This is a genomic window from Serratia sp. TSA_130.1, assembly GCF_052691795.1.
Genome location: NZ_JBQZFS010000004.1, coordinates 153,958 through 177,117 on the forward strand (window position 1 = coordinate 153,958; position 23,160 = coordinate 177,117).

At 61.5% G+C, this 23,160-nt stretch carries 19 protein-coding genes; 6 read left to right on the forward strand and 13 right to left on the reverse strand.

Annotation, left to right across the window (positions count from 1 at the left end):
* Positions 1 to 186: 186 nt before the first annotated feature.
* From ACUTQY_RS16345 to ACUTQY_RS16370, 6 genes are all read right to left on the reverse strand, one after another.
* The gene (locus ACUTQY_RS16345) at positions 187 to 1,011 is read right to left on the reverse strand and encodes a M55 family metallopeptidase (protein ID WP_046687001.1); all 825 of its coding nucleotides are present in this window, start codon (positions 1,009 to 1,011) and stop codon (positions 187 to 189) included.
* 15 nt (positions 1,012 to 1,026) lie between these two features.
* On the reverse strand, positions 1,027 to 2,082 hold the full coding sequence (locus ACUTQY_RS16350) for a P1 family peptidase (RefSeq protein WP_033650461.1): 1,056 nt from the start codon (positions 2,080 to 2,082) through the stop codon (positions 1,027 to 1,029).
* 172 nt (positions 2,083 to 2,254) lie between these two features.
* Positions 2,255 to 4,354, reverse strand: coding sequence for a peptidase domain-containing ABC transporter (locus ACUTQY_RS16355; protein ID WP_103682008.1), 2,100 nt, complete (start codon positions 4,352 to 4,354; stop codon positions 2,255 to 2,257).
* Positions 4,347 to 5,621: an HlyD family secretion protein gene (locus ACUTQY_RS16360; RefSeq protein WP_033642998.1), complete on the reverse strand. Its 1,275-nt coding sequence runs from the start codon at positions 5,619 to 5,621 to the stop codon at positions 4,347 to 4,349. Before ACUTQY_RS16360 ends, ACUTQY_RS16355 begins: the two co-directional genes overlap by 8 nt.
* 261 nt (positions 5,622 to 5,882) lie before the next feature.
* Complete coding sequence (locus ACUTQY_RS16365; protein ID WP_084710323.1) at positions 5,883 to 6,206, reverse strand: hypothetical protein; 324 nt, start codon at positions 6,204 to 6,206, stop codon at positions 5,883 to 5,885.
* A 268-nt stretch (positions 6,207 to 6,474) separates the two neighbouring features.
* Positions 6,475 to 7,218, reverse strand: coding sequence for a sulfite exporter TauE/SafE family protein (locus ACUTQY_RS16370; RefSeq protein ID WP_046686999.1), 744 nt, complete (start codon positions 7,216 to 7,218; stop codon positions 6,475 to 6,477).
* 107 nt (positions 7,219 to 7,325) lie between these two features.
* On the opposite strand from ACUTQY_RS16370, the gene ACUTQY_RS16375 reads away from it, so the two are divergent.
* On the forward strand, positions 7,326 to 8,207 hold the full coding sequence (locus ACUTQY_RS16375; RefSeq protein ID WP_033642996.1) for a LysR family transcriptional regulator: 882 nt from the start codon (positions 7,326 to 7,328) through the stop codon (positions 8,205 to 8,207).
* A gap of 6 nt (positions 8,208 to 8,213) precedes the next feature.
* Here the strand turns inward: ACUTQY_RS16375 and ACUTQY_RS16380 are convergent, their stop codons facing one another.
* The 4 genes from ACUTQY_RS16380 to ACUTQY_RS16395 all read right to left on the reverse strand — a co-directional run bounded on the left by ACUTQY_RS16380 (position 8,214) and on the right by ACUTQY_RS16395 (position 14,002).
* On the reverse strand, positions 8,214 to 11,783 hold the full coding sequence (locus tag ACUTQY_RS16380; protein WP_046686998.1) for a molybdopterin cofactor-binding domain-containing protein: 3,570 nt from the start codon (positions 11,781 to 11,783) through the stop codon (positions 8,214 to 8,216).
* Entirely contained in the window at positions 11,776 to 12,318 is a 543-nt protein-coding gene (locus ACUTQY_RS16385) for a (2Fe-2S)-binding protein (RefSeq protein WP_046686997.1), read from the reverse strand. Before ACUTQY_RS16385 ends, ACUTQY_RS16380 begins: the two co-directional genes overlap by 8 nt.
* A gap of 85 nt (positions 12,319 to 12,403) precedes the next feature.
* Positions 12,404 to 12,877 (reverse strand): MarR family winged helix-turn-helix transcriptional regulator, encoded by a 474-nt coding sequence (locus ACUTQY_RS16390; RefSeq protein WP_028128198.1) that lies wholly within the window; start codon positions 12,875 to 12,877, stop codon positions 12,404 to 12,406.
* A gap of 66 nt (positions 12,878 to 12,943) precedes the next feature.
* The gene (locus tag ACUTQY_RS16395) at positions 12,944 to 14,002 is read right to left on the reverse strand and encodes a 2,5-dihydroxypyridine 5,6-dioxygenase (protein ID WP_046686996.1); all 1,059 of its coding nucleotides are present in this window, start codon (positions 14,000 to 14,002) and stop codon (positions 12,944 to 12,946) included.
* A 326-nt stretch (positions 14,003 to 14,328) separates the two neighbouring features.
* Between ACUTQY_RS16395 and ACUTQY_RS16400 the strand changes: the two genes are divergently transcribed.
* From ACUTQY_RS16400 to ACUTQY_RS16420, 5 genes are all read left to right on the forward strand, one after another.
* Positions 14,329 to 15,480 carry an FAD-dependent monooxygenase gene (locus tag ACUTQY_RS16400; RefSeq protein ID WP_033645813.1) on the forward strand — a complete coding sequence of 384 codons (1,152 nt, stop codon included), beginning with the start codon at positions 14,329 to 14,331 and terminating at the stop codon, positions 15,478 to 15,480.
* Positions 15,477 to 16,271, forward strand: coding sequence for an alpha/beta fold hydrolase (locus ACUTQY_RS16405; protein ID WP_046686995.1), 795 nt, complete (start codon positions 15,477 to 15,479; stop codon positions 16,269 to 16,271). The genes ACUTQY_RS16400 and ACUTQY_RS16405 overlap by 4 nt, the downstream gene beginning before the upstream one ends.
* A 15-nt stretch (positions 16,272 to 16,286) precedes the next feature.
* Positions 16,287 to 17,039: a maleate cis-trans isomerase family protein gene (locus ACUTQY_RS16410; protein ID WP_046686994.1), complete on the forward strand. Its 753-nt coding sequence runs from the start codon at positions 16,287 to 16,289 to the stop codon at positions 17,037 to 17,039.
* 9 nt (positions 17,040 to 17,048) lie between these two features.
* Positions 17,049 to 17,678 (forward strand): N-carbamoylsarcosine amidohydrolase, encoded by a 630-nt coding sequence (locus ACUTQY_RS16415; RefSeq protein WP_033634448.1) that lies wholly within the window; start codon positions 17,049 to 17,051, stop codon positions 17,676 to 17,678.
* A 142-nt stretch (positions 17,679 to 17,820) separates the two neighbouring features.
* Entirely contained in the window at positions 17,821 to 19,131 is a 1,311-nt protein-coding gene (locus ACUTQY_RS16420) for an MFS transporter (protein ID WP_016927840.1), read from the forward strand.
* Between the two features lie 36 nt (positions 19,132 to 19,167).
* On the opposite strand, the gene ACUTQY_RS16425 is transcribed toward ACUTQY_RS16420, so the two are convergent.
* The 3 genes from ACUTQY_RS16425 to ACUTQY_RS16435 all read right to left on the reverse strand — a co-directional run bounded on the left by ACUTQY_RS16425 (position 19,168) and on the right by ACUTQY_RS16435 (position 23,103).
* Positions 19,168 to 19,791, reverse strand: coding sequence for a hypothetical protein (locus ACUTQY_RS16425; protein ID WP_060660751.1), 624 nt, complete (start codon positions 19,789 to 19,791; stop codon positions 19,168 to 19,170).
* Between the two features lie 89 nt (positions 19,792 to 19,880).
* Positions 19,881 to 22,082, reverse strand: coding sequence for a peptidyl-dipeptidase Dcp (gene dcp, locus ACUTQY_RS16430; protein WP_046686992.1), 2,202 nt, complete (start codon positions 22,080 to 22,082; stop codon positions 19,881 to 19,883).
* 106 nt (positions 22,083 to 22,188) lie between these two features.
* Entirely contained in the window at positions 22,189 to 23,103 is a 915-nt protein-coding gene (locus ACUTQY_RS16435; protein ID WP_033650466.1) for a LysR family transcriptional regulator, read from the reverse strand.
* Positions 23,104 to 23,160 lie beyond the last annotated feature (57 nt).

Here is a 23,160-nt window from a genome sequence, read left to right on the forward strand (position 1 = left end):
AAAAACCGAAGGCGTCACTGCCTTCGGCGAAACAGCGCTAATTATGGGAATGGCTTGCCGCGCCGGTCAGGTGACATAGCACAACAGAGCAATAATTAGCGTAGCCTATTATCCAGTAGGCTTAATGTTGAAGAGGGATTTTCTATTGGAGAATCGTGCGGTGCGGGCGGGAACCCGCACCGGGGGTCAGCTCTGCGTCGTCGCCAGATAGGAGAAGACGCTGAGCAGGCGGATTGGCGCCGCCATGTTGTCGCTGTCGAAGGCCACGGTGAGCGCATCCTGGCGCTCCACGCCGGGCACCAGGCTGAACAGATCCGCCAGCACCGGTTTGGCCGCCATCAGCGTCAGCCGGTAAGGCGGCATAAAACGGCGCTCCACCGGCAGTCTGGCGCCCTGGCGCACCTGTTGCATCGCGCGCTCGCGGATCTCGGCGCGTGCCCGCTGTGGGCTGAGCGATTCGGCGGCGGTTTGCGAGAGGGCGCGTTTTACGCAAACATAGCCGGATTGCGGATAACGTTCAGCAATCCAACGTTGCAGCTCGTCGTCACCGCTCACCAGCCACAGCGGCACGTTTAACTCGGCCGCCGCCGCCGCATACAGATCGCTTTCGCCTACCACCTCGCCGTTCAGGCTAACGCGATAAAAGGCCCGGCCGTTGATGGTATGCGCCAGCACGCCGCGTTCGCCGGCGGCGCTGTGATAACCGATAAACATCAGGCCGTCGTAACGTTGATGCTGCAGCCCTTCCACCATCGACAACCCACGCGGTTTGCCCTGCACCAGGCGCGCCCGCGCATCGATGCGTTCGGCGCGCAGGTTCTGCATCATCGCGTGGCTGTCGGCCACCGTCACCTCGGTGGCGCCGCCGGCAAAAGCGCCGTCGATGGCGGCGTTGACCTCCTGCTCCATCAGCTCGCGCGCCGCCGCATAGTCGGCGTGGGCCGGGTTGCACTGCTCCGGCCGCATCACGCCGGCGATCCCCTCGATATCCGCAGAGATAAAGACTTTCACATCAGGCTCCTGTATTTAATTTGCCGCCAGCCGATCGAGCAGCGGGCCCAGCGCCACGCGCGCATGCTGCTCGAAGCCGCTGACGCCTTCGGCGCTGAGCAACGCATCCAGCACCGCGTATTCGGTGGCGTCCGCCGCCGCCGCGAACAGCGGCTCCAGCCGTTCGTCCGGCAGCGTCGCCCCCAGTAACCGAGTGGAGAACGCCAGCGCGATGTCGCCGGAGCCGTGCCCCCAATGGCTGCCCACCCGCCCCAGGCCCGCGCCCGCGCGGCGGGCGATGCGGTTCAGCTGGCGGCTGTCCAACGCCCGATCGCAGGCGATGATGATGATGACCGAACCGGCATCCACCTGCGGCGGCGGATCCGCCAACAGCTTACCCAGCGCCTGGCCGACGCGCACGCCGCTCAGCGTCAGCGAGTCGAGAGTGCCGAAGTTGGCCAACACCAGCACGCCGAGCGTGGTGCCGAGCCCCGGGCAATAGCGCGAGGCGGTGCCGATGCCCCCTTTCAAGCCGAAACTGCTCATGCCGCGCCCGGCGCCGACGCTGCCGCGCGCAAAGCGGGTGGAATGGTTATCCAGCGCGCTGAAGACGTGTTCCTCACGCACCGCCATCGCCTGAATATCGTTGAGGTAGCCGTCGTTGCACTCCAGCACCAGCGGGTTGATGGTGGCGCTGCCGCGGCCGATCTGCGGGTAGCGCCGGCAGCTGCGCCGCACCATGGCGTTGAACAGCGTGCCGACCGCGAAGGTGTTGCTCAGCAGGATCGGCGTTTGCAGCACCCCCAGTTCGTTCAGCTGCACCAGCCCAAGCGGCTTGGCGAAGCCGTTGAGCACCGCGCTGCCGCACGGCAGCGGCTGGTTGAACAGATCGCCCGGCGGCACGATGGCGGTGACGCCGGTCTGACATTCGCCGTCGGCCAGCGTGTGATGCCCGACGCTGACGCCCGGCACGTCGCACAGGGTGTCGGTCGGGCCGGCCGGATAACGCGCGCCCGGCAGGCGGCGGTGGCGCCGCCAATAGCTCAGCAGATTATCGAGGCTTTGTTGTTCAAATGCCTGGCTGTCTGTCATGGTTCCCTCATCCGCCGTTAGCCCATCAGAAAACCAGAATATCGCGCAATGCGCCGCGCCGTAAATTGAAAGCGGAAGCGAGCAGTAAAAATAGCCTTGCCCCATCGCCACTTATTGGGTTTTTAGGGAGAAAAGCAATGTAAATGGCTTGTGGCGCGGGTGATATCCCCCCTTATCCAAGATGTATAACCCGATCTGCCGACGCAATGGTCGTTTCACGGTGGGCAATGATCAGCTTAGTGATATTGAGTCTCTTAATTGCCTGATTCACGGCAGCTTCGCTCTCCTTATCCAGCGCACTGGTGGCCTCATCCAGGAACAAAATAGCCGGTTTCTTGTAGATTGCCCGGGCTATGAATAGCCGTTGTTTTTGCCCGCCGGACAACCCTTCCCCCAACTCGCCGATCGGGGTTTCATACCCCATCGGCATGCGCATGATCACCTCATGCAGATAGCTGGCACGGGCACAGGCTTCCATCCAGGCATCATCCATCTTGTCCGCGAACCCGCAAATATTTTCGCGGATTGAGCCGGAGAACAGTTTGTCGTCCTGCATCACGCAGGCAATCATTTTGTGGTAGTTGTTGATGCCGAGCTGCCGGATATCGACGCCGTTCACCTCAACCCGCCCTGCAGCCGGGGTAAACAGTCCGCACAACACCTTCATCAGCGTGGTCTTGCCGGCACCGGACGAGCCCACGATAGCCACGCTTTCGCCCGGCGCAATACTGATGTCCAGGCCATCAAAGATAGCCGGTGACTGGCTGTCGTAACGATAGCTCAGGGCATGGGTCGTCAATCCCAAAGGTTGCAGGCCCGCCGTGTAAGGGTGATCGGGTTTACGCTCCTCCCGCGGATGCAGGGCAATATCGGCAATGCGCTCGTTATGCAGGCTCATCATGCGCAGCTGAAGCAAAAATTCCGTCAGCGACCCGATGCGGTCGGAGAACTGCCCCCGAAAGGCGCCGAACGCCACGAACATACCGAGGGTCATCTGGTTATCGATCACCAGGCTAGTTCCCAACCACAGAATGACGATCTGGTCACACGCCGCTATAAAGGTGTTGATCCCGCCAAACAGCATGTCCATTCGGGTGACGCGGATCCCCGTGTTGATGGTGTCGATTTCAAGGTTTAGCCAGTGAGCGATGCGGCGTTCTGCCATGCCCTGCATCTTGACGGTAGCGATACCGTACAGCGTTTCCATAAAATACGAGCCGGCCCGAGCCTCTCTCACCAGCGCCTCCTCGGACAGCTGACGGTAATAGCCGTAGGTCAGCAGTCGCATCAACACATAAAGCGCAGTGAAAGTGAGCACTACCCAGGTCAGCCAGCCGCCATACAGCGCCATCATCACCAGCACACCGATCACCATGATGCCGTCCATGATGGCGCCGACGATGCTGGTGGTGAAAGTGCTGCGCAGCGTATCCAGTGAACCGAAGCGTGACTGAATGTCCCCCAGCTTACGACGTTCAAAGTAACCGAGCGGCAGGCGCAGCAGATGGGTGAACAACCCGGACTGCCACTGAACGTTGATAAGCGTCGCCATGACCAATCCTGACCATGCCCGCACCATGCCGATGGCGGCCCGCAACAAGATAAACAGCATCAATCCGGCGCAGATGAGCGACAGTAACCCGCGATCTCCGGCAGGAATAGCATGATCCATCACCAGCTGCGTGCCGATGGGCATCACCAGGTTGATGGTTTCGAATACCAGAGACAGGCAAAAAATTTTGCCGAGCGCCCCCTTGAGGCCATGCACGCTGCCGATCAGCGTGCGAAGATGAATGCGATGGCGGACGCTGTCGGCGGTGAATTCGCTGCCGGGCCAGGCCTCAAGCGCTACGCCGGTGAAACTGTGCGACAGTTCCGTCAGGCTGACGGCCCGGCGCCCGCGCGCCGGATCATGCAGCACTGCGCGGTGGCCTTTGACGCTGACCAGCACCACAAAATGGTTGAATTCCCAGTGCAAAATGCAGGGCAGTTTTAGCGCGCCGAGTTCGTCCAGATCCAGCGACAGGGGACGGGTACTCAACCCCAATTGCTCGGCGATACCGGTCAGTCCAACCAGCGTTGCACCGCGGGTTGACAGGTTGAACTGCCGGCGCAGCGCGATCATGTCGATATTTTTGCCGTAATAACCGCAGATCATCGCCAGACAGGCCAGCCCGCATTCCGACGACTCGGTCTGGTGCACCATCGAAACCCGGTGGCGCAACCGCAGATCCAGTTGGCTGACCCGTTGTTTGAATGAGGTCCTACTCATTGACTGGCCCCGTCGCGCTGTGTTTCATGTCGTAGAACGGCGACAGCATCCATTGATAAATCTTCCTTTTTTCCAGAAACAGGGTGCTTTGCGCTTTCATGCCGTTTTCCAGGCTCAGACGTTTACCGTCATAGGCAATGGCCTGTTTCTCCGGCATGACGATCACCTTGTAGTACGGCACGGCGGCGGTCAGCGCCGCTTTGGGCGCTCCCTGATAGGTCAGCATTTCCTGCGGCGAGGCCGGGGCTTTGGAGATGACGGCCACCGTACCGGCAAACTGGCCAAATTTCTCCGCCGGAAAAGCGTCATAGCGCACATTGACCTTATCGCCGGCGACGATGTAGGGGATAGCGTCGTTGGGCACCCACAGTACCAGGGCATAGCGATCGATGTTTTGCGGGATAATCTGCAGCAGACTGTCGCCGACGTTGACCATTTGGCCAACCGTGACGCTCAGCGAATCGATACGGCCGCCGGCCAGCGCGCGAACGATAATATCGCCAGTGGCATCTATGTTTTGCCGCTCCTTTTGCAGCTCGTAGCGCTGCAGCTCCATCTGGTAAATCTGGTTGTCGAATTCGGCAGCCTGGATATGGATCTGGCTTTCCAGCGCGGTGATCTGCAGCGCATTCTGTTCGTTCTGGCCGGACAGGCCCAGCAGGTTGTTCTGCTGCTGGTAATACAGCGCCACCTGGTTGGTGAGCTGATCCTTATTGATCAGCCCTTTGGTCTGATAGTGCCGGTAGTTCTCCATGTTTTCCTTCATGATGCGAATCCCTTCCTGGGCGCGTTTGAGGATATCGGTGGAACGGGTGAATGCGGCGGTGTATTGCGCCTTCTGTTGTTCCAGCATGATAAGCGTGGCCTGCTTGCTGCTTTCCAGTCGGTTGATGATTTGCGCAATGCGTGCCAGCTGGCCATCGATATCCCGGCGCTGGTTGTCGCTGATCACACCGCTACGGGTACTCTTGCTGACGTCGATCTGGTAAATGGGGGCACCAGCGGCAATCACCTGCCCTTCGGTGACGAATTGCTTGACCACTATCCCCTGGACGGCGGAATAAACGTTGGCGGCGCGCGGATAAGTGCTGATCTCGCCGGTCACGTTGACCCGCCGGGTATAAGTACCGGCGATCGCGAAGGTGAGAAAAGCGATGAAGAAAAACAGGCAGAGCCCTGTCGTGCCCCAAACGGGAATACCGGGTAGCAGGAGCGCCCTGCCACGCCATTTCATTTTCTGATTCTCGATCGCTTCCTGGCGAAACATGAGCAGCGTCCCTTAGTGATAGCTAACATTCAAATTCACAGACTACTGTATTGACATTAAAATAAGCAGAAGGTCAGTTAATTTTGGTGAGAGGACATGAAACTATTAAAATAAACGCCTTTAAATCTTCTGAGTGATCCTAACGCCAATAAATTTTTATGAACGTATGTTTCACCCAATGACAGCAACATATCCAGAGAAAAATCAGAGAGTTCCAGTTCGACAAGCCTTTTTGTTTTTTAAATCCTACAGCATCTACTTCTAACTCATTTTCATCGTGGCAAAATAGACGATCGTCATAACAATAACAAAAATAGAACAGAACAATAAATCACCTGAAAAATTTCTCAATGAATCCAAATAATCATTGCTGTTCTTATTTAATTTTTTAATGGCATCGCTTTCGTTCTCAGCCTCTACTTCAACATAATGCTTTCTGAACCCCTTCTGCTTCATGTCTTTAATTATTTCTCGCGTAACCACTTCCTTTCTTAGCACTTTTGATTCATCACTCTTTATAAAAACAACATATCTATTCATCATATACCCCATCTCCGTTATCAGACGCTCTTTTTCCACTCCCATCTCGATCCTGCCATCCACCCGACATCGCATAGAATTGGCTGCTTAAAATTTCCTTCATCAATGTTCCCCTATGCATTCACTGGGGTTATCCCATTTTAAAAGGGTTATAGTTGAAAAAGTAAAACACACTAATGACAATACATAACCACTCTGTATTTCATAAAAAATCCAATAAGAAAGTCCATTTTAAACATTGAAAACAATCATATTAGAATAAAACCAAGAATAATATACCGAACCTGATTACACGCACATGCTATCGATTCAATTAATTGAATCGCCAAATAATCTCAACGCCCAAGATTAATAGCCCAATAAAGAAGAGGCGGCGGAACAGCTGCGGGCGACAATGACGGCGCACCCTCTCCCCCAGCCACATGCCGCCCAACGCCGGCAACAGCGCCAACAGCGAACCGCCGAGCAGCGTGGCGGGCAGCGCCTGATGCCAGGCTAAACCGGCGGCCAGCGCCAGCGTCGAGACGGTGAACGACAGCCCCAGCGCCTGCACCAGATCGTCGCGCGCCAGGCCCAACGCATTCAGGTAAGGCACCGCCGGAATGACGAACACTCCGGTGGTGCCGGTCAGCGCACCGGTCACCAGGCCGCACAGCGGCCCCAACCAGGGTTCCGCCGCAGCGGAAACGCGCCAGTCGAAACGGGTAAAACCCAGCAGCGCATAACCGATCAGACACACGCCCAGCGCCAGCGGCGCCAGGCGGCCGTCGCCGGCAGTGAGCGCCCCCGCGCTCAACAACGTGCCAAGCGTGACACACAGCATCATCGGCCAGAGCCGGCGGCACAGCGTCCCCAGCCGCGCCCCGCACAGCAACTGCCACAGGTTGGTGATCAGCGAAGGCAGCAACAACAACGCGGCGGCCTGACCCGGCGGCATCATCAGGCTGAGCAGCCCCATCGACACGGTCGGCAGCCCCAGACCGATCGCTCCTTTGACCGTGCCGGCCAGTGTAAAAATGCCCGTCAGGGCGATAATCTCGAGTAGCGTCAGCGACATGCGTCTATCCTTATGGCGAATCAACGGCTCGATTGTGGCCGGCGGTATGGCGCGGCACAATGCGGCAATGGCAGAGCCTGCCTGCGGCAAAGACAGAGGGAAAACGCATGCATTTTGACTTTATCGATCTGCGGCTGTTGGCGGCGGTGCTCGAGACCGGCAGCATCACCGCCGGCGCCGAGCGCGTTGGGCTGTCGCTGGCCGCCGCCAGCGCCCGCATGCGCGGGCTAGAGCAACAGGCCGGCGTAGCGCTGCTGACGCGCAATCCGCGCGGCGTCCAGGCGACGCCCGCCGGTGAGCGCCTGTTGCATCACGCGCGAGTGCTCTTACAGCAGCGTGAGCGGTTGCGCGGCGACCTGGCCGAGTTCGCGCCGGGCCAGCGCAGCCGACTGCGCATCGTCGCCAATACCGTCGCCGCCGACGCTTTTCTGCCGGAGCTGTTGGCGGATTTTCTGGTACTGCACCCGCATACCGATATTGTACTGGAGGAGCTGCCCAGCCCGGCCATCGCGCAGGCGATCGCTGAACAGGCAGCGGATATCGGCATCGCGGCGGATCACGCCGATCTGCGTGGGCTGGCAAGCTACCCTTTTCGCCAGGATCGTCTGGTGCTGGCGTTGCCGCCGGGGCATGCGCTCAGCGGCCGCCGCACGCTCAGCTTTGCGGACGCCCTGCCTTTTGATTTCATCGGCCTGCCGGAAGAGAGTGCGCTGCAACAGCATCTGGAACAGCTGGCGATACGCAGCGGCGGCCCGATGCGGCTGCGGGCGCGCGCGGCTCATTTCGACGCCATCTGCCGCATGGTGCTGCGCGGTGCCGGGCTGGCGGTGGTGCCGGAAGAGAGCGCCCAACGCCATCCGCAAATTCGGCACAGCGCACTGACGTTGACAGACGAGTGGGCGACCCGGCGCCTGTCGATCGCGGTGCGTGACCTGGCGCAGCTGCCGCTGCCGGCGCAGCGGCTGGTGGCATTCCTGCGCCAAGCCTGAGGCGGCTCAGTGCGTGCCCGGCTCTGCGCGCAGCCGCGCCACCTGAGCCTCCACGTCGCGCCAGGCCGGTTTGTCGCCGGCATAGCGATGGCGCAGATAATTCACCAGCGCCGTCACCTGCCGATCGGAAAAGCTGTCCTTAAAGCCCGGCATAAAGCCCAATTCGGCGGTGGCCGGTTTGGGGATCCCTTGCAGGATCACCTTGATCAGGTTATCGGGACGATCGCTGAAGATATTGGTGTTATTGGCCAGGTCCGGGCTGACGCCGAACAGCTGCGGCCCGCCGGCGGCGGCGCTGTGACAGGCCTGGCAAGCGCCCTGAAACAACCGCTCGCCCGCCAGTTGACCCGCAGGCAACGCGCGGGCCGCCAACTGCGCCTGCGGTTCCACATTCAGCGTCGCCTTGGCGCTCAGCGACATCACATAGTTGGCCATCGCCCGCAGATCGCTCTGCGGCAACGTCGCCAGTTCGCTGACCACCGGCCCCATCGGCCCGGCCGCCACGCCGTGCTCGGCGGAATGCCCGCTGCGGAAGTACTGAAACAGCTGTTCCTCGGTCCAGGGTTTGTCCGCGTTGGCCAATTGATTCAGCGCCGGCGCTTCCCACCCGTCCACCATCCCCCCCGCCAGGAAAGCCGCGCCGCCCTTTTCCGCCCCCAGCAGATTGCGCGGCGAATGGCAGGCGGCGCAGTGGCCGAGCCCGTTGACCAGATAGGCGCCGCGATTCCACTGCGCGCTTTGTTGCGGATCGGGTTGAAATTCCCCCTGGCGCAGGAACAGCGCGTTCCAGCCCGCCATCAGCGGCCGCAGGTTAAACGGGAAGCGCATCTGATTGGCCGGGTTGCTCTGGCGCACCGCCGGCTGCGACATCAGATAAGCGTACAGCGCCTGCATGTCGCCGTCGGTCATTTTGCTGAAGGCGGTGTAAGGAAATGCCGGATACAGATGGCGACCGTCGCGGGCGATGCCTTGGCGCATCGCCCGATCGAATGCGGTAAATGACCAGTTGCCGATGCCGGTTGCCACGTCCGGGGTAATGTTGGTGCTGTAGAGCGTGCCGAACGGCGTCGCCATCGCCAGCCCGCCGGCGTTGGTCGCCCCTTCCGACGCGGTATGGCAAACCGCGCAGTCTCCGGCGGCGGCCAATTGACGGCCGCGCTCCAGCGTGGCGGCCGACCAGGTGCCGGCGCCGGGCGTCGCCACCGGCGCGATCTCCGCCCGCCACGGCAAGGCGCTGCCGGCGATGCCCAGCACGGCGCCGAACAGCCCCGCCGCGCCGCCGAACCACCATTTGCCGCGCTTCTTTTTCTTGGGCGGCGCGGCCTGCCGCTCGGCGTCCGGCCCGTTCAGCGCCTCTCGCAGCTTGTCCGAGGTGATCGGCAGCTCGCGAAAACGAATGCCGGTGGCGTCGAACACCGCGTTGGCGATGGCCGCCGCGCTGGGCACCGACGCCGACTCCCCGGCGCCCAGCGGCGGATCGTAAGGGCGCGGCATCATCACCACGTCCACCTCCGGCACCTCCGGGAAGGTCAGGATCGGGTAAGCCCCCCACTCTTTGGCGGAGACCGTCGATTCCTCAAAGGTCACGCGCTCTTTCAACACCCGACTGGTCGATTGCAATACGTTGCCGTGAATTTGGTGGCGCACGCCGTCCGGGTTAACCATCATGCCCGCGTCGTGGCCGACCACGATGCGCGTCACCGCCACTTCGCCGCTGGCTTTGTCGATCGCCACGTCGGCCACCCAGGCGGCCCAGGCCGCGCCAAAGCCGGGAAACTTGCTGTGGATGTAACGGGCATAAGCAAAGCCGCGCCCGCGCAGCACGCCGTCTTCCGCCGGGGTCTGCATCGGTTCGGTGTGCGGCGTCCAGCCGGCGCGTTCTGCGGTGCTGCGCATCAGTTCACTGGCGCGTTCGTCATGGATATAGCGCAGCCGATATTCCAGCGGATCGACGCCGGCGGCGTGGGCCAGCTCATCGATATAAGATTCGTGGGCGAAGGTGTTCGGCAAGGCGGAAACGCCGCGCATCCAGGAGGCGCGCACGATCGGCGCCATGTCCTCGATGCTGACGCGCAGCGCCGGATACTCATAAGGTGGCACCGAGGTGCGGTCGCCCATTTCATAGGCCACCGGCAGCGGTTCGACCCGGCCGGTCAGCAGCAGCGCCAGCGTCGGCGCGCCGTTGGAAGGATAATAGGTGCGAAAGTCGTAGGCGACCGGGTGCCCGGCGGCGTCCAGCCCGCCGTCCACCTCCATCAGTTGCGCCGTGCCCTTCGGTTCCCACACATGCTCTTGCTCGCGGGTCAGCTGCACCCGCACCGGCCGGCCCACCGCCCGCGACAGCAGCGCCGCGTCGGCGCAGACGTCATCGGCGCAATTGCGGCCATAGCAGCCGGCCGCCTCCATGCGAACGATCTCGATCTGCGCTTCCGGGTATTCCAGCAGCCAGGCCAGATCGGCGCGCAGCAGGTGCGGATTCTGGCTGCCTGACCAGACCTGCAGGCGCTCCGGCCGATAGTCCGCCAGCGCGCAGGAAGGGCCGATCGAGGCATGCAGCTGATACGGCCACAGGTAGCTGCGGGTGAAACGCCTGTCGGCCGCCGCCAGCGCCGCGTCCACATCGCCGGTATCGTGCACCACCCGGGTCGAGTGCGGATTGTCGCGCAGCGCCTGCGCCACGTCGGTCATCTGCGGCAAATTGCGGCGCCAGTCTTTCCAACTGACCTGCAGCGCCTGCGCCGCCTTGATCGCCTGCTCTTCGCGCTCGGCGACAATGCCGATGAAATCGCCGATCACCACCAGTTTGACGATGCCGGGAATATGCGCGATCGAGGTTTCATCCACCGCCAGCAGGCTGGTGCCGACAAATTCGCCGCTGTCGTACCCGGCATAGGGCGGCCGCACTACCCGGCCGTGCAGCATGTTCGGCAGGCGCATATCGTGTACGTAAGTGGTTTCGCCGGTCGCCTTGGCCGGAATATCGACGCGCGCGGCGCTGGTGCCCACCAGGCGATACTCCGCCTGCGGTTTCAGCGGCGCGTCGCCGGAAATCGACAGCTCGACATGACCGCCGGCCACCAGCTCGGCGTAGCTGAGCGCCTGCCCCTGCGGGCTGCGGATCACGCCCTCCTCCAGCGTCAGCTGTTCCACCGGCGCATCGAAGCGCTGCGCCGCCTGGCGCAACAGCCAACGGCGCGCTTCGGCGGCGGCGTTGCGCAGCGGCACGGCGGAGATCTGCAGCGTGGCGCTGGCGATGGTGGCGCCCTGATTCGGCGCGCGTTCGGTATCGCCCAACACCATTTGCACCTGATCCACGCGCAGGTACAGCTCTTCGGCGACGATCTGCCCGAGCGCGGTGCGCACGCCGGTGCCAAGATCGACATGGCCGTTAAAGGCATAGATTTCGCCGCTGCCGCACAGGGCGATAAACAGCCCCTGCTCTTTGGGCTTCAGCACCGGCGTTTGCCCTTTGGGCACCGGCCCCGAAGGCGGTTGCACGCTGTCGACGATCAGAAGCACGCCGTCGCGCTGCAGCAAGTCGGCCTGGCTCGGCGATGGGACACGGGAATCAGTCATGGGCGTGGGCGTCCTCATCGCGGCAGAGAATGATGGCGCGCTGAACCGCACGCAGGATTTCGAGATGGGTGCCGCAGCGGCACAGGTTGCCGGACAGCGCCTGACGGATCTCCGCCTCGCTCGGGGCGGGATTGCGATCCAACAGGGCTTTGGTGGTCATGATCATGCCATTAAGGCAGTAGCCGCATTGCGCCGCCTGCTCTTCGATAAAGGCACGCTGCACCGGGTGCAGGCGCTGGCGATCGCCAAGGCCTTCCAGGGTCACGATCGCCCTGCCGGACACGCCGAACGCCGGGATCACGCAGGAGCGCGCCGCCACGCCGTCGATCAACACGGTACACGCGCCGCATTCGCCCAGACCGCAGCCGTATTTCGGACCGTTGAGCGCCAGATCGTTGCGCAGTACCAGCAAGAGCGGCGTATCCGCCATCACCTGCGCATGAAGCTGTTCGCCGTTCACCGACAGCATCAGCGGATGCTCCGTCAGCGTGGTTTTCGCGCCGTCCCTGGGCGATTGCACTTCAGATATCGCCATTGTTCGCGTCTCCGCCTGCACGTGATGATCTTATGGGCTGGCCTCTCGCCGCCGACCACCAGGCAACCGACGTTGCGCGGGCGAATCAGCCGGTGGCAGGTTCTTCCAGCATTTTATTCAGCAGGAATATCAGCGCTATCCGTTCGGCCGGGTTCAGCGTACCGAACGTCAGTTCTGTGATTTTCGCCGCCTGCGGCACCGTTTCCGCCAGCAGCGCGCCGCCGGCGTCGGTGAGGCCGACCACCACCTTGCGCCGATCGATCGGATCCGGCGTTACCGTGATCAGATCGCGCGCCTTCAGCCGTTCGACGATGCCGCGGATGGTGGCCTGATCCACCGCCGTCACCTGCACCAGCTCGGTCAGCGAGCTCGGCCCCATATCGCGCACCGCGCACAGGGTGATGAACTGCACCGCCGTCAGCTGCGAATCGCCGACGTTTTGCTGGAAAATCGCCACGTGGCGCTGATAAACCTTGCGCAGCAGGTGCCCGACTTGCTCGGTAAAATGATAATTTTCGGGTTGGCCGCTCACGGCTGACGGGTATTCGGGGGGCGTCATTGCGTTACTCTCACCATCTATGGAATCCACGAGAATAGTACAAACCCTCACCGTTGGCAGCAACGATTACGCCCGGCGCACGCGCGACGCCTCCGGCGCCACCACTTCACCGTCCGCCACCACCGTTTGCCCGTCGAGGCGAATGTCGCAGCGGCGCAGCGCGATATCCATATGGCAAGGCGTTTTGCGCGTGCCGCCCACTTCGGTGTTCGGCCCGGTGGAGAACAGGAAGTTGCCGTAGAACGCGCGCGCGTCCATGCACATACCGTCGTTCTTGTCGTGCAGGCCCATCGCCGTCCACTGGGCGCGCGGCTGCAGGCCCCAGCCGATGTGCGAGATGCCGTACACCTCCGGATCGTCGAAGTATTTCATATATTCGCGCAGGTATTCCGCCTCGAAGCCGCCGTGAATGCGGGTGACGAACCCTTTTTCGATCTCCAGCGTGATGCGTTCGCGCGCATAGCTTTTGAACGGCAGCAAAATATCGCCGACCTCCAGCACCAGCACCCCTTCCGCCTGCTCCTCATTTGGCCAGGTGAACAGGAAACCGCTCGGCCAGTGATCCCAGCGCCCCGGTTCATCGGCATAGCCGTACTCGGTCACCGTCGGGTATTGCCCCAGCGGCGCGCGGAAATCGCTGCCGGCGGCGGAGGTTACCTGCATCAGCTTCGCCTGCTCCAGCACGGCGGCGGCGGCCAGCACCCGCGCCTTGTCCTCCGCGTTGGGCAACATGCGCGCCAGCACCTCCGGCGGCTCCACCGCCAGCAGGATGCGGGTGCCGGTTTTCAGGATCTGTTCCTGCTCCGGCGAATGCAGCAGCATCATGGTATCGACGATCAGGTCGGCGGCCTCCAGCGCACGCTGCGCCGCCAGATTGCCGGTCAGCGCGGTATCGCCGCAATAGGCGGTCATGTCGTTGCCCATCGCTCGCGGATGGTTGAACGCCGGCAGTTCGACGGCATACACCTTGGCGCCCAGCCGCAGCGCCGCGTCGGTCGCGGCGCGCACCGTGCGCGCATCGGAATAATGGCTTTTCAAAATCGCCACGCTCTGCGAAGCATCGACCTTCGACAGCGTAAGCACCTGCTCGAACAGCTGTACCAACTGGGTTTCATTGACCGCCATGGCCTGTCTCCTGTCTCGTCAAGGGTGACCGACGCCCGCAAGGCGGCGGTTATTTTTCAAACAATTTAAAGTGAACACACTCGTTTTATCTAAGTCAAAAAAGCAAAGGAAAGCAAGCTGCGAATATCCACCATAAGAAAGTCCTATTTCATCCCGCGTCAATCCTGTGATTAACATGAGTTTAACAGTAATACGCCGTCAATTAGCGTGAGCAAGATCTGATTTAACACTTTTGCAACTTTGCGTTATCTAGCGTGTGCACTATAAATCGATCGTCCAGCCATGCGTTGGACCTACGCTGAAAAAAGCCAACAGACAGGGGAAACATGATGAGCAAACAACCACGCATCGCCGTCGTCGGCGCCGGGCTGGGGGGCGCCGCTGCCGCCGGGCTGCTGCAAAAAGCCGGCTTTACCGTCGATCTGTATGAACAGAGCCCGGCGTTCTCACGCCTCGGCGCGGGCATTCACATGGGGCCGAACGTACTGAAGATTTTCCGCCGCCTCGGTATTGAGCAGCGGTTGGAGCAGATGGCGTCTCATCCCGATTTCTGGTTCAGCCGCGACGCCGAAAGCGGCGACTACCTGTCGCGCATCGAACTGGGCGCCTTCGCCCGCCGGGAGTACGGCGCCGCCTATGTGACGGTACACCGCGGCGATTTGCAGGCGTTGCAGCTCTCCGCGCTGCAGCCCGGCACCCTGCACTTCGGCAAATGCCTGAGCAAAATTGAAGATCGCGGTGACGAGGTGGTGCTGAACTTCGTCGACGGCACCTCGGCCCACGCCGACATCGTGATCGGCGCCGACGGCATCAATTCGCGCATTCGTGAGCACCTGCTGGGCGCTGAAGCGCCGACCTACAGCGGCTGGGTGGCCCACCGCGCGCTGATCCGCGGCGAGAAGCTGGCGAAATACAATCTGACGTTCGAAGACTGCGTAAAGTGGTGGTCGGCGGATCGCCATCTGATGGTCTACTACACCACCCAACGGCGCGACGAGTATTACTACGTCAGCGGCGTCCCGCACCCGGCCTGGGATTTCCAGGGCAGCTTCATCGACAGCAGCCGCGAAGAGATGTTCGAGACCTTCGCCGGCTACCACCCGATCGTGCAGGCGCTGATCGAATCCAGCGAGCAGGTCACCAAATGGCCATTGCTGAACCGCAAACCGCTGCCGCTGTGGAGCGAAGGCCGCCTGGTGCTGCTCGGCGATGCCTGCCATCCGATGAAACCGCACATGGCGCAGGGCGCGGCGATGGCGATCGAAGACGCCGCCATGCTGACCCGCTGTCTGCAGGAAACCGGCCTCGGCGACTACCGCACCGCCTTCCAGCTGTATGAAGCCAACCGCAAGGAGCGCGCATCAAGGGTGCAGGCGGTGTCCAACGCCAACACCTTCCTGCGCACCCAGGAAGATCCGGCCTGGGTCTACGGCTATGACCTGTACGCGCAAGCGCTGAAATCGGAGAACGCCGCATGAGCACCTTCCTCTACGGCGCCCACGTTCACGCCAACGACATTCGCCAACATTACCTGCGCTACGGCGGCCACGGCCCGGCGCTGATCCTGGTCCCCGGCATCACCAGCCCGGCGATCACCTGGGGCTTCGTCGCCGAGCGACTGGGGGAAAAATACGACGTCTACGTGCTCGACGTGCGCGGCCGCGGTTTGTCGTCCAGCGGCCCGGAGTTGGCTTATGACGCAGAGACCTGCGCACAGGACGTCAACGCCTTCGCCGCCGCGCTGAACCTGGGCAGTTACGCCCTGCTCGGCCATTCGATGGGCGCCCGCTTCGCCCTGCGCGCCGCCGCTTTGCAGCCCGACGGCGTGCGACGGCTGGTGCTGGTCGATCCGCCGGTTTCCGGCCCCGGCCGCCGCGCCTATCCCGGCCAATGGCCGTGGTACGCCGACTCCATCCGGCAGTCGCTGCCGGGCATGAGCGCCGAGCAGATGCGCGCCTTTTGCCCAACCTGGAGCGAAGAACAGCGCCAGCTGCGCGCCGAGTGGCTGCACACCTGCTACGAGCCGGCGATCCAACGCGCCTACGACGATTTTCATCAGGTGGACAGCCACCGCGACTACCCGCAGCTGACCATGCCGACGCTGCTGATGGCCGCGGGCAAAGGCGGCGTCATTCAGCCCGAAGACCGGGCGGAGATCCGCGCGCTGCAGCCGGAGATCGCCATCGTCGAGGTCGAGAACGCCGGACACATGATCCCGTGGGACGATTTCGACGGCTTCTTCCGCGCCCTAGGCGATTTTCTGGATTAACTGAGGAACACCGACATGAGCAACCACTACCGCATCGGCCAGATCGTGCCCAGCTCCAACACCACGATGGAAACCGAGATCCCGGCAATGCTGGGCGCGCGCCAACTGATACGCCCGGAGCGTTTCACCTTTCACTCCAGCCGCATGCGCATGAAACACGTCAATAAAGAAGAATTGGCGGCGATGGACGCCGAGTCCGATCGCTGCGCGCTGGAGCTGTCCGACGCGCGGGTCGACGTGCTCGGCTACGCCTGCCTGGTGGCCATCATGGCGATGGGGCTGGGTTACCACCGCGAATCGCAGGCCCGGCTGGCGCAGGTGACGAAAGACAATCAGGCCGCCGCGCCGGTCATCAGCAGCGCCGGCGCGCTGGTCAACGGCCTGAAGGTGATCGGCGCCAAACGCATCGCGCTGGTGGCGCCCTACATGAAACCGCTGACCCAGCTGGTGGTGGACTACATCCAGCACGAAGGCATCGAGGTCAAAGTATGGCGCGCGCTGGAGATCCCGGACAACCTCGACGTCGGCCGGCACGATCCGGCCAGGCTGCCGGGGATCGTCGCCGAGATGGACTTACACGAGGTCGATGCTATCGTGCTGTCCGCCTGCGTGCAGATGCCTTCGCTGCCGGCCGTCCCGACGGTGGAGGCCCAAACCGGCAAACCGGTGATCACCGCCGCCATCGCCACCACTTACGCGATGCTGACCGCGCTGGAGCTGGAACCGATCGTTCCCGGCGCCGGCGCCCTGCTGTCCGGCGCTTATTGAGGAGGCAGAATGAACGACACCCTCAGCGACAACTATCGCGGCGTCTGGGGCCAGCGCATCGGCTTCGGCCGGCGCCCGGCGCTGCTGGCGATCGACTTTATGCAGGCCTACACCACCGAAGGCGCGCCGCTGTTCGCGCCGGGCGTGGTGAGCGCGGTCGAGGAAAGCCGCGAGCTGCTGGCCTGCGCGCGCCGAACGGGAATTCCGGTGATCCACACCCATATCCGCTATCATGCAGGCCATTTTGCCGATGGCGGCTTGTGGGTGAAGAAAGCGCCGGTGATGAAAGACATGGTGGCGGGCAACCCGCTGGCGGCGTTCTGCCCGCCGGTGGCGCCGCTGGCCGATGAGGTGGTGCTGAGCAAGCAATACGCCAGCGCCTTCTTCGGCACCGCGCTGGCGCCGCTGCTGGTGGCGCAAGGGATCGACACGCTGCTGATGATCGGCTGCTCCACCAGCGGCTGCATCCGCGCCAGCGCGGTGGATGCGGTGCAGCACGGCTTTCGCGCCATGGTGGTGCGCGAGTGCGTCGGCGATCGTCACCCCGGCCCGCACGAAGCCAACCTGTTCGACATCGACAGCAAATACGGCGATGTGGTGCACAAACGGGAGGCGCTCGACTACCTGAACCGGTTATGAGTCAACGATTCACCTGCAACGACAATAACGAAGGCGCAAACAGCGCCTCACGCGACCGCCCGAAACAGGGCGGCGCCCATGCAACGCAAACACAACAGGCGCCTCCTGCGGAGGCCAACACGCACCACCTGGAGACAACATCATGGCCATTGTCGACACCCCGCTGGCGGGGAAAGCGGACGCAGAATCGCTGCTGCTGTACCGCAAAATCACCTGGAAACTGATCCCGTTTCTTTGCCTGTGCTACCTGGCGGCCTACCTCGATCGCATCAACGTCGGGCTGGCCAAGCTGCAGATGGCCGACGCGCTGCAGCTGAGCGAAGCGGCCTTTGGTCTGGGCGCCGGGCTGTTCTTCGTCGGCTATATTCTGTTCGAGGTGCCGAGCAACCTGATCCTGCAGCGCGTCGGCGCCAAGATGTGGATCGCCCGCATCATGATCACCTGGGGGCTGCTGTCCACCGCCACCATGTTCGTCACCACGCCGACCCAGTTCTACGTCATTCGCTTTTTGCTCGGCGTGGCGGAGGCCGGTTTCCTGCCCGGCGTGCTCTTTTACCTGACGCTGTGGTTCCCGACCTATCGCCGCGGCCGCATCATCGCGCTGTTCATGATCGGCCTGCCGCTCTCCAGCGTGATCGGCGGGCCGCTCTCCGGCTGGATCATGGGCCATTTCGACATGCGCCACGGGCTGCACGGCTGGCAGTGGTTGTTTTTGCTGGAGGGCATTCCCAGCGTGCTGTTGGGCGTGCTGACCTTCTGGCTGTTGCCTAACACTTATCAGCAGGCCAAGTGGCTGACGCCCGAGGAAAAACAGCGCATCGCCGACGATTTGGCGCGTGACGACGCCGAGGCCGATCACGGCAAGCACAGCTTCCGCGACGGCTTCTTCAACCTGAAAGTGTGGATGCTCGGCGGCATCGACTTCGCTATTCTGCTCAGCGCCTACGCCATGGGCTTTTGGATGCCGACCTTCATCAAAACCGCCGGCGTCACCGACATCACCACCATCGGCTACCTGACGGCGATCCCCAGCGTCGCCGCCCTGCTCGGCATGCTGCTGATCGGCAGCAGTTCGGACCGGCTGCGCGAACGGCGCTGGCATATCATCGTGCCGTTTATCATCGGCGCGCTGGCGATGGCCGGCAGCACCTTCTTCACCCACAATGCGTTGGCCACGGTGCTGCTGTTTTCCATCGCCCAGGCGGCGATCATCGGCGCGGTGCCGGTGTTCTTCAGCCTGCCGGCCACCTTCCTGCGCGGCACGGCGGCGGCGACCGGCTTCGCGCTGGCCTGTTCGCTGGCCAACATCGCCGGGCTGGTTAGCAATTCGCTGATGGGGTTGGCGCTGGATCTGACCGGCAAGAGCGGCGGCGCGCTCTGGGCCTTCGCCGGCTGCCTGCTGCTCAGCTCGCTGCTGGTGGTGGCCCTGCCGGCCAAGGTGGTGAACCGCTGAATTCCGGATAGGGGCGCAATATTTTGCGCCCCGACATTACCGCCCAGAATCTGAATAATAGGTATCTATGTGTTCTTGAGCTTTCTTTCTAAGCCCGCAAGATGGAGGGAATGCAGCGATTGATATCAAAAGAAATCCCCCCCAGAGAACAAAAAGCGCGAATCCAAAAAGAGGATCGCTTCTGAGGTTAAGAAAGGACGCTATCAAGAAAGAAAATGAAAACAGCATCATCCAGAATGCATCTTTATATCTTCTTTTTATTTTCTCCTCATCGATAAAGACCTTCCCATTCTTCAATGACAAGAAAAAATTAAATTTACTGAAGTACTTGGGACCCAGTAACTCATGGGAGTCCATGATGATTTTAATCATTTCATTCTGTATGTGTGAATTACTGATTCCAATAATTTTTTTAATCGATGTACGCTTTATTTCAAAATCAACAATCTCCGCACACTCTTTTTCCGCAATACCGTTTTTCTTCTCAGCAACCAGCATTTTACGATAACGATCTGACATCAACCCAAAGAGTTTCATTGAGGAAATATCGCGAAAAAGCCATCTAAAAATAAGAAAGATGGAGCCTAGCGCCATGACATTTAAAGTCCCATTTTGGAACGTTGATAAAATCCAATTTCCGATTTTCAGTAGCTCCTGCATATCCATGCTCCTTTCATGTTTCAATCAAAATCGCCAAGTAAAAAGGCGCAATCTGCTGCGCCTTTTACTGTGCATGAACACACCCGCGGTTACTCGTCCTTCAGCCCGCGGTTGATCAGCATCGGCTCGATGCTCGGCTCTTTGCCGCGCCAGTCGATGTACAGCTTCTCCAGATCCTGGCTGTTGCCGCGCGACAGGATCATGTCGCGGAAGCGCTGGCCGTTTTCGGCGGTCAGGCCACCGTGTTCGGTGAACCACTGGAAGGCGTCGTCCGCCAGCATTTCCGTCCACAGATAGGCATAGTAGCCCGCGGCGTAGCCGTTACCCCAGATGTGCTGGAAGTAGCTGGAACGGTAACGCGGCGGCACGTAGCTGAGATCCACCTTGTCTTTTTGCAGCGACTCGGCCTCGAACTTGTCCACATCCTGCTGCGGCTGATCGGCGGTCAGCATGTGCCAGTGCATATCCAGCAGCGCGGCGGACAGCAGCTCGGTCATGCTGTAGCCCTTGTTGAACTTGTCGGCCTTCTTGATCTTGTCGACCAGTTCCTGCGGCATCGCCTCGCCGGTCTGGTAGTGCTTGGCGAAGTGGCTGAACACTTTCGGATCGCTGACCCAGTGCTCGTTGAACTGCGACGGGAACTCGACAAAGTCGCGCGCGGTGTTGGTACCCGACAGGCTCGGGTATTCCTGATCGGCGAACATGCCGTGCAGCGCGTGGCCGAACTCGTGGAACATGGTGATTACGTCGTCATACGACAGCAGCGCCGGCTGCCCCGGCGCCGGTTTGGTGAAGTTGGCGACGTTGTAGATCACTGGCTTGGTGCCATTGAGCTTCGACTGATCGACGAAGTTGCTCATCCAGGCGCCGCCGCCCTTGTTGTCGCGCTTGAAGTAGTCGGTATAGAACAGCGCCAGCGATTTGCCGTCCTTGTCGAACACTTCATACACCTTAACGTCCGGCTGGTAGACCGGAATGTCCTTGCGCTCTTTGAAGCTGATGCCGTACAGCAGGTTGGCGGCGTAGAACACGCCGTTGTTCAGCACGTTGTTCAGCTCGAAGTAAGGTTTGATCTGCGACTCGTCCAGATCGTACTTGGCCTTGCGCACCTGTTCGGCGTAGAACTGCCAGTCCCAGGCCTGCACCTTGAAATCGCCTTTCTGCTGGTCGATCACCGCCTGAATGTCTTTGGCTTCACGTTCGGCGCGCGCGGTGGCCGCCGGCACGATGTTGCGCATAAAGCTCAGCGCGGCATCCGGCGTCTTGGCCATCTGGTTTTGCAGTTTCCAGGCGGCGTAGTTCGGGTAACCCAACAGCTTGGCCTGCTCGGCGCGCACCTTGGCCAGTCGGGAAATGGTCTGGCGGGTATCGTTGCCGTCGCCCTTCTCCGCCCGCGTCCAGGAGGCGTCGAACAGCGCTTTGCGGGTATCGCGATCTTTCAGGCTCTGCAGCAGCGGCTGCTGGGTGGTGTTCTGCAGCACCAACAGCCACTGTTTCTCCAGCTTGCGCTCGGCGGCCGCCTGCGCTGCCGCGGCCAGCTCACCTTCGGACAGACCGTCCAGCTTCGCCTGGTCGGTTATCGCCAGCGCGCCGTTTTTGCTCGCCGCCAGCAGTTTGTTGGTGAACTGGGTGCTCAGCGTCGCCGCTTCCTGGTTCAGCGCCTTCAGCTTGGCCTTGTCGGCGTCCGACAGGTTGGCGCCCGCCAGCTCGAAGTTCTTATAGGTGACTTCCACCAGCCGACGTGACTCCGGATCCAGCTTTAGCGCATCGCGATCTTGATAGATGGCCTTGATGCGCGCGAACAGCTTGCCGTTGAGCATGATGTCGTCGTTCAGCGCCGCCAGCTTCGGCGAGGTTTCTTCATCCAGCTTCTGCAGCGCATCGCTGGTATTGGCCGAGGTCATGGCGCCGAACACGTTCATCACCCGCGTCAGCAGCGAACCGGCCTGCTCCAGCGCCACGAAGGTATTTTTAAAGTTAGGCTTGGCCGGGTTGTTGGCGATCTTCTCCACCTCTTCCCGCTTTTGCTTGATGCCCGCGTCGATCGCCGGCGCGTAGTCGCTTTCCTTGATCAGGTTGAACTGCGGCGCCTGGAACGGCAGACGGCTTTGATAGAAGAACGGATTTTGGGTCTTTTGCTTGTCGTGCTGATTGGCTTCACCGGTCACGGTAGCCTCCTTCGCCTGGCCGCTGGGCAGCGCGCTATGGTCGGCGTGAGGTTGGGTTTCTGCTGCCTGTGCCTGCGAGCCCAGCGCCATGCCGATCGCCAGCACCAATGTGGATAAACGCATCAAATCGAAACTCCTCCATGTTCACGGAATAAGGTCTCGGGGAATGGCTCCCTCTGAGTCACCTCCTAGCTTAGGCGCAGTTGGCAGTTTGAGCAAAAACAAGTGATTAGAAGTGAGCCGCCTCGCCGATCTGCTGTATCAGAAAGGTCAGCAGCGCGCGCGTTTTGGCCGGAAGATAGCGGCGGCCGGGATAAACGGCATACAGCTGCAGCGGCGCCGGCGGCAAGGCCAGCGGTATCTCAACCAAACGTCCGTCGGCCAGAAACGGCCGGCAGCCGAGCTCGGAGAGTATGGCGAACCCCACGCCGGCCAAGGCCGCCTTCAGCGCCATCTCCCCGCTATTGACGCGATAGCGCGCATTGACCGGGACGGTAACGAACTTGCCGTCCGGACGGACGAATTGCCACGGCATGCCCTTCAGCGCATCCACCGTACTGATACAGGGCAATTGCGTGAATTGCTCAATCTCCGACGTCGGCGGCCACTGCGCCACCAGCGCCGGCGCAGCCACCACAATGCAGGGAAAGGTCGCCAGCGGCTGCGCGACATAGTCGCTGTCGTCCAACAGGCCCCGGCTGACCATGACCGCCAGATCGACATCGTCAAGCAGCGACGCCATGCCCGCCAGATTGGTGACGCAGCTGATTTCGATCTGCGGATGCTGCAGGGCGAAGGCCGCCAACGGATCGCCCAACAGATATGGCCCCACTTCATTCGGCACGCACAGGCGCAGCGGCCCGCGCAGCTGTTGCTGCCGTTCGCTGAGCGTTTGCGCGGTGTGATCGAGCGACGCCAGCAACGGCTGAGCCCGCTCATGCAACAGTTGGCCGTTCGGCGTCAGCCGCATTGAGCGGGTGCTGCGCTCGATTAAGCGCTGGTCGAGCTGGCGCTCCAGCTGCGAGATAGCGCGGCTGACGTTGGAGGTCGGCATCGCCAGCGCCCGAGCGGCCCCGACGAAGCTGCCTTGCTCCACCACCGCCACGAAAATGCGTAACAGGTTTAAATCCAATTTGGCGCGCATGATTATCCCACATTTGATAACAAACCATGCCATTTCTACCACCTAATCCCGCGCCAC

Coding starts and splice junctions, on each gene's coding strand:
- ACUTQY_RS16350 (WP_033650461.1), bottom strand. CDS start 2,082: ATGACAGACAGCCAGGCATTTGAACAACAAAGCCTCGATAATCTGCTG.
- ACUTQY_RS16355 (WP_103682008.1), bottom strand. CDS start 4,354: ATGAGTAGGACCTCATTCAAACAACGGGTCAGCCAACTGGATCTGCGG.
- ACUTQY_RS16360 (WP_033642998.1), bottom strand. CDS start 5,621: ATGTTTCGCCAGGAAGCGATCGAGAATCAGAAAATGAAATGGCGTGGC.
- ACUTQY_RS16365 (WP_084710323.1), bottom strand. CDS start 6,206: ATGGGAGTGGAAAAAGAGCGTCTGATAACGGAGATGGGGTATATGATG.
- ACUTQY_RS16370 (WP_046686999.1), bottom strand. CDS start 7,218: ATGTCGCTGACGCTACTCGAGATTATCGCCCTGACGGGCATTTTTACA.
- ACUTQY_RS16375 (WP_033642996.1), top strand. CDS start 7,326: ATGCATTTTGACTTTATCGATCTGCGGCTGTTGGCGGCGGTGCTCGAG.
- ACUTQY_RS16380 (WP_046686998.1), bottom strand. CDS start 11,783: ATGACTGATTCCCGTGTCCCATCGCCGAGCCAGGCCGACTTGCTGCAG.
- ACUTQY_RS16385 (WP_046686997.1), bottom strand. CDS start 12,318: ATGGCGATATCTGAAGTGCAATCGCCCAGGGACGGCGCGAAAACCACG.
- ACUTQY_RS16390 (WP_028128198.1), bottom strand. CDS start 12,877: ATGACGCCCCCCGAATACCCGTCAGCCGTGAGCGGCCAACCCGAAAAT.
- ACUTQY_RS16395 (WP_046686996.1), bottom strand. CDS start 14,002: ATGGCGGTCAATGAAACCCAGTTGGTACAGCTGTTCGAGCAGGTGCTT.
- ACUTQY_RS16400 (WP_033645813.1), top strand. CDS start 14,329: ATGATGAGCAAACAACCACGCATCGCCGTCGTCGGCGCCGGGCTGGGG.
- ACUTQY_RS16405 (WP_046686995.1), top strand. CDS start 15,477: ATGAGCACCTTCCTCTACGGCGCCCACGTTCACGCCAACGACATTCGC.
- ACUTQY_RS16410 (WP_046686994.1), top strand. CDS start 16,287: ATGAGCAACCACTACCGCATCGGCCAGATCGTGCCCAGCTCCAACACC.
- ACUTQY_RS16415 (WP_033634448.1), top strand. CDS start 17,049: ATGAACGACACCCTCAGCGACAACTATCGCGGCGTCTGGGGCCAGCGC.
- ACUTQY_RS16420 (WP_016927840.1), top strand. CDS start 17,821: ATGGCCATTGTCGACACCCCGCTGGCGGGGAAAGCGGACGCAGAATCG.
- ACUTQY_RS16425 (WP_060660751.1), bottom strand. CDS start 19,791: ATGCAGGAGCTACTGAAAATCGGAAATTGGATTTTATCAACGTTCCAA.
- dcp (WP_046686992.1), bottom strand. CDS start 22,082: ATGCGTTTATCCACATTGGTGCTGGCGATCGGCATGGCGCTGGGCTCG.
- ACUTQY_RS16435 (WP_033650466.1), bottom strand. CDS start 23,103: ATGCGCGCCAAATTGGATTTAAACCTGTTACGCATTTTCGTGGCGGTG.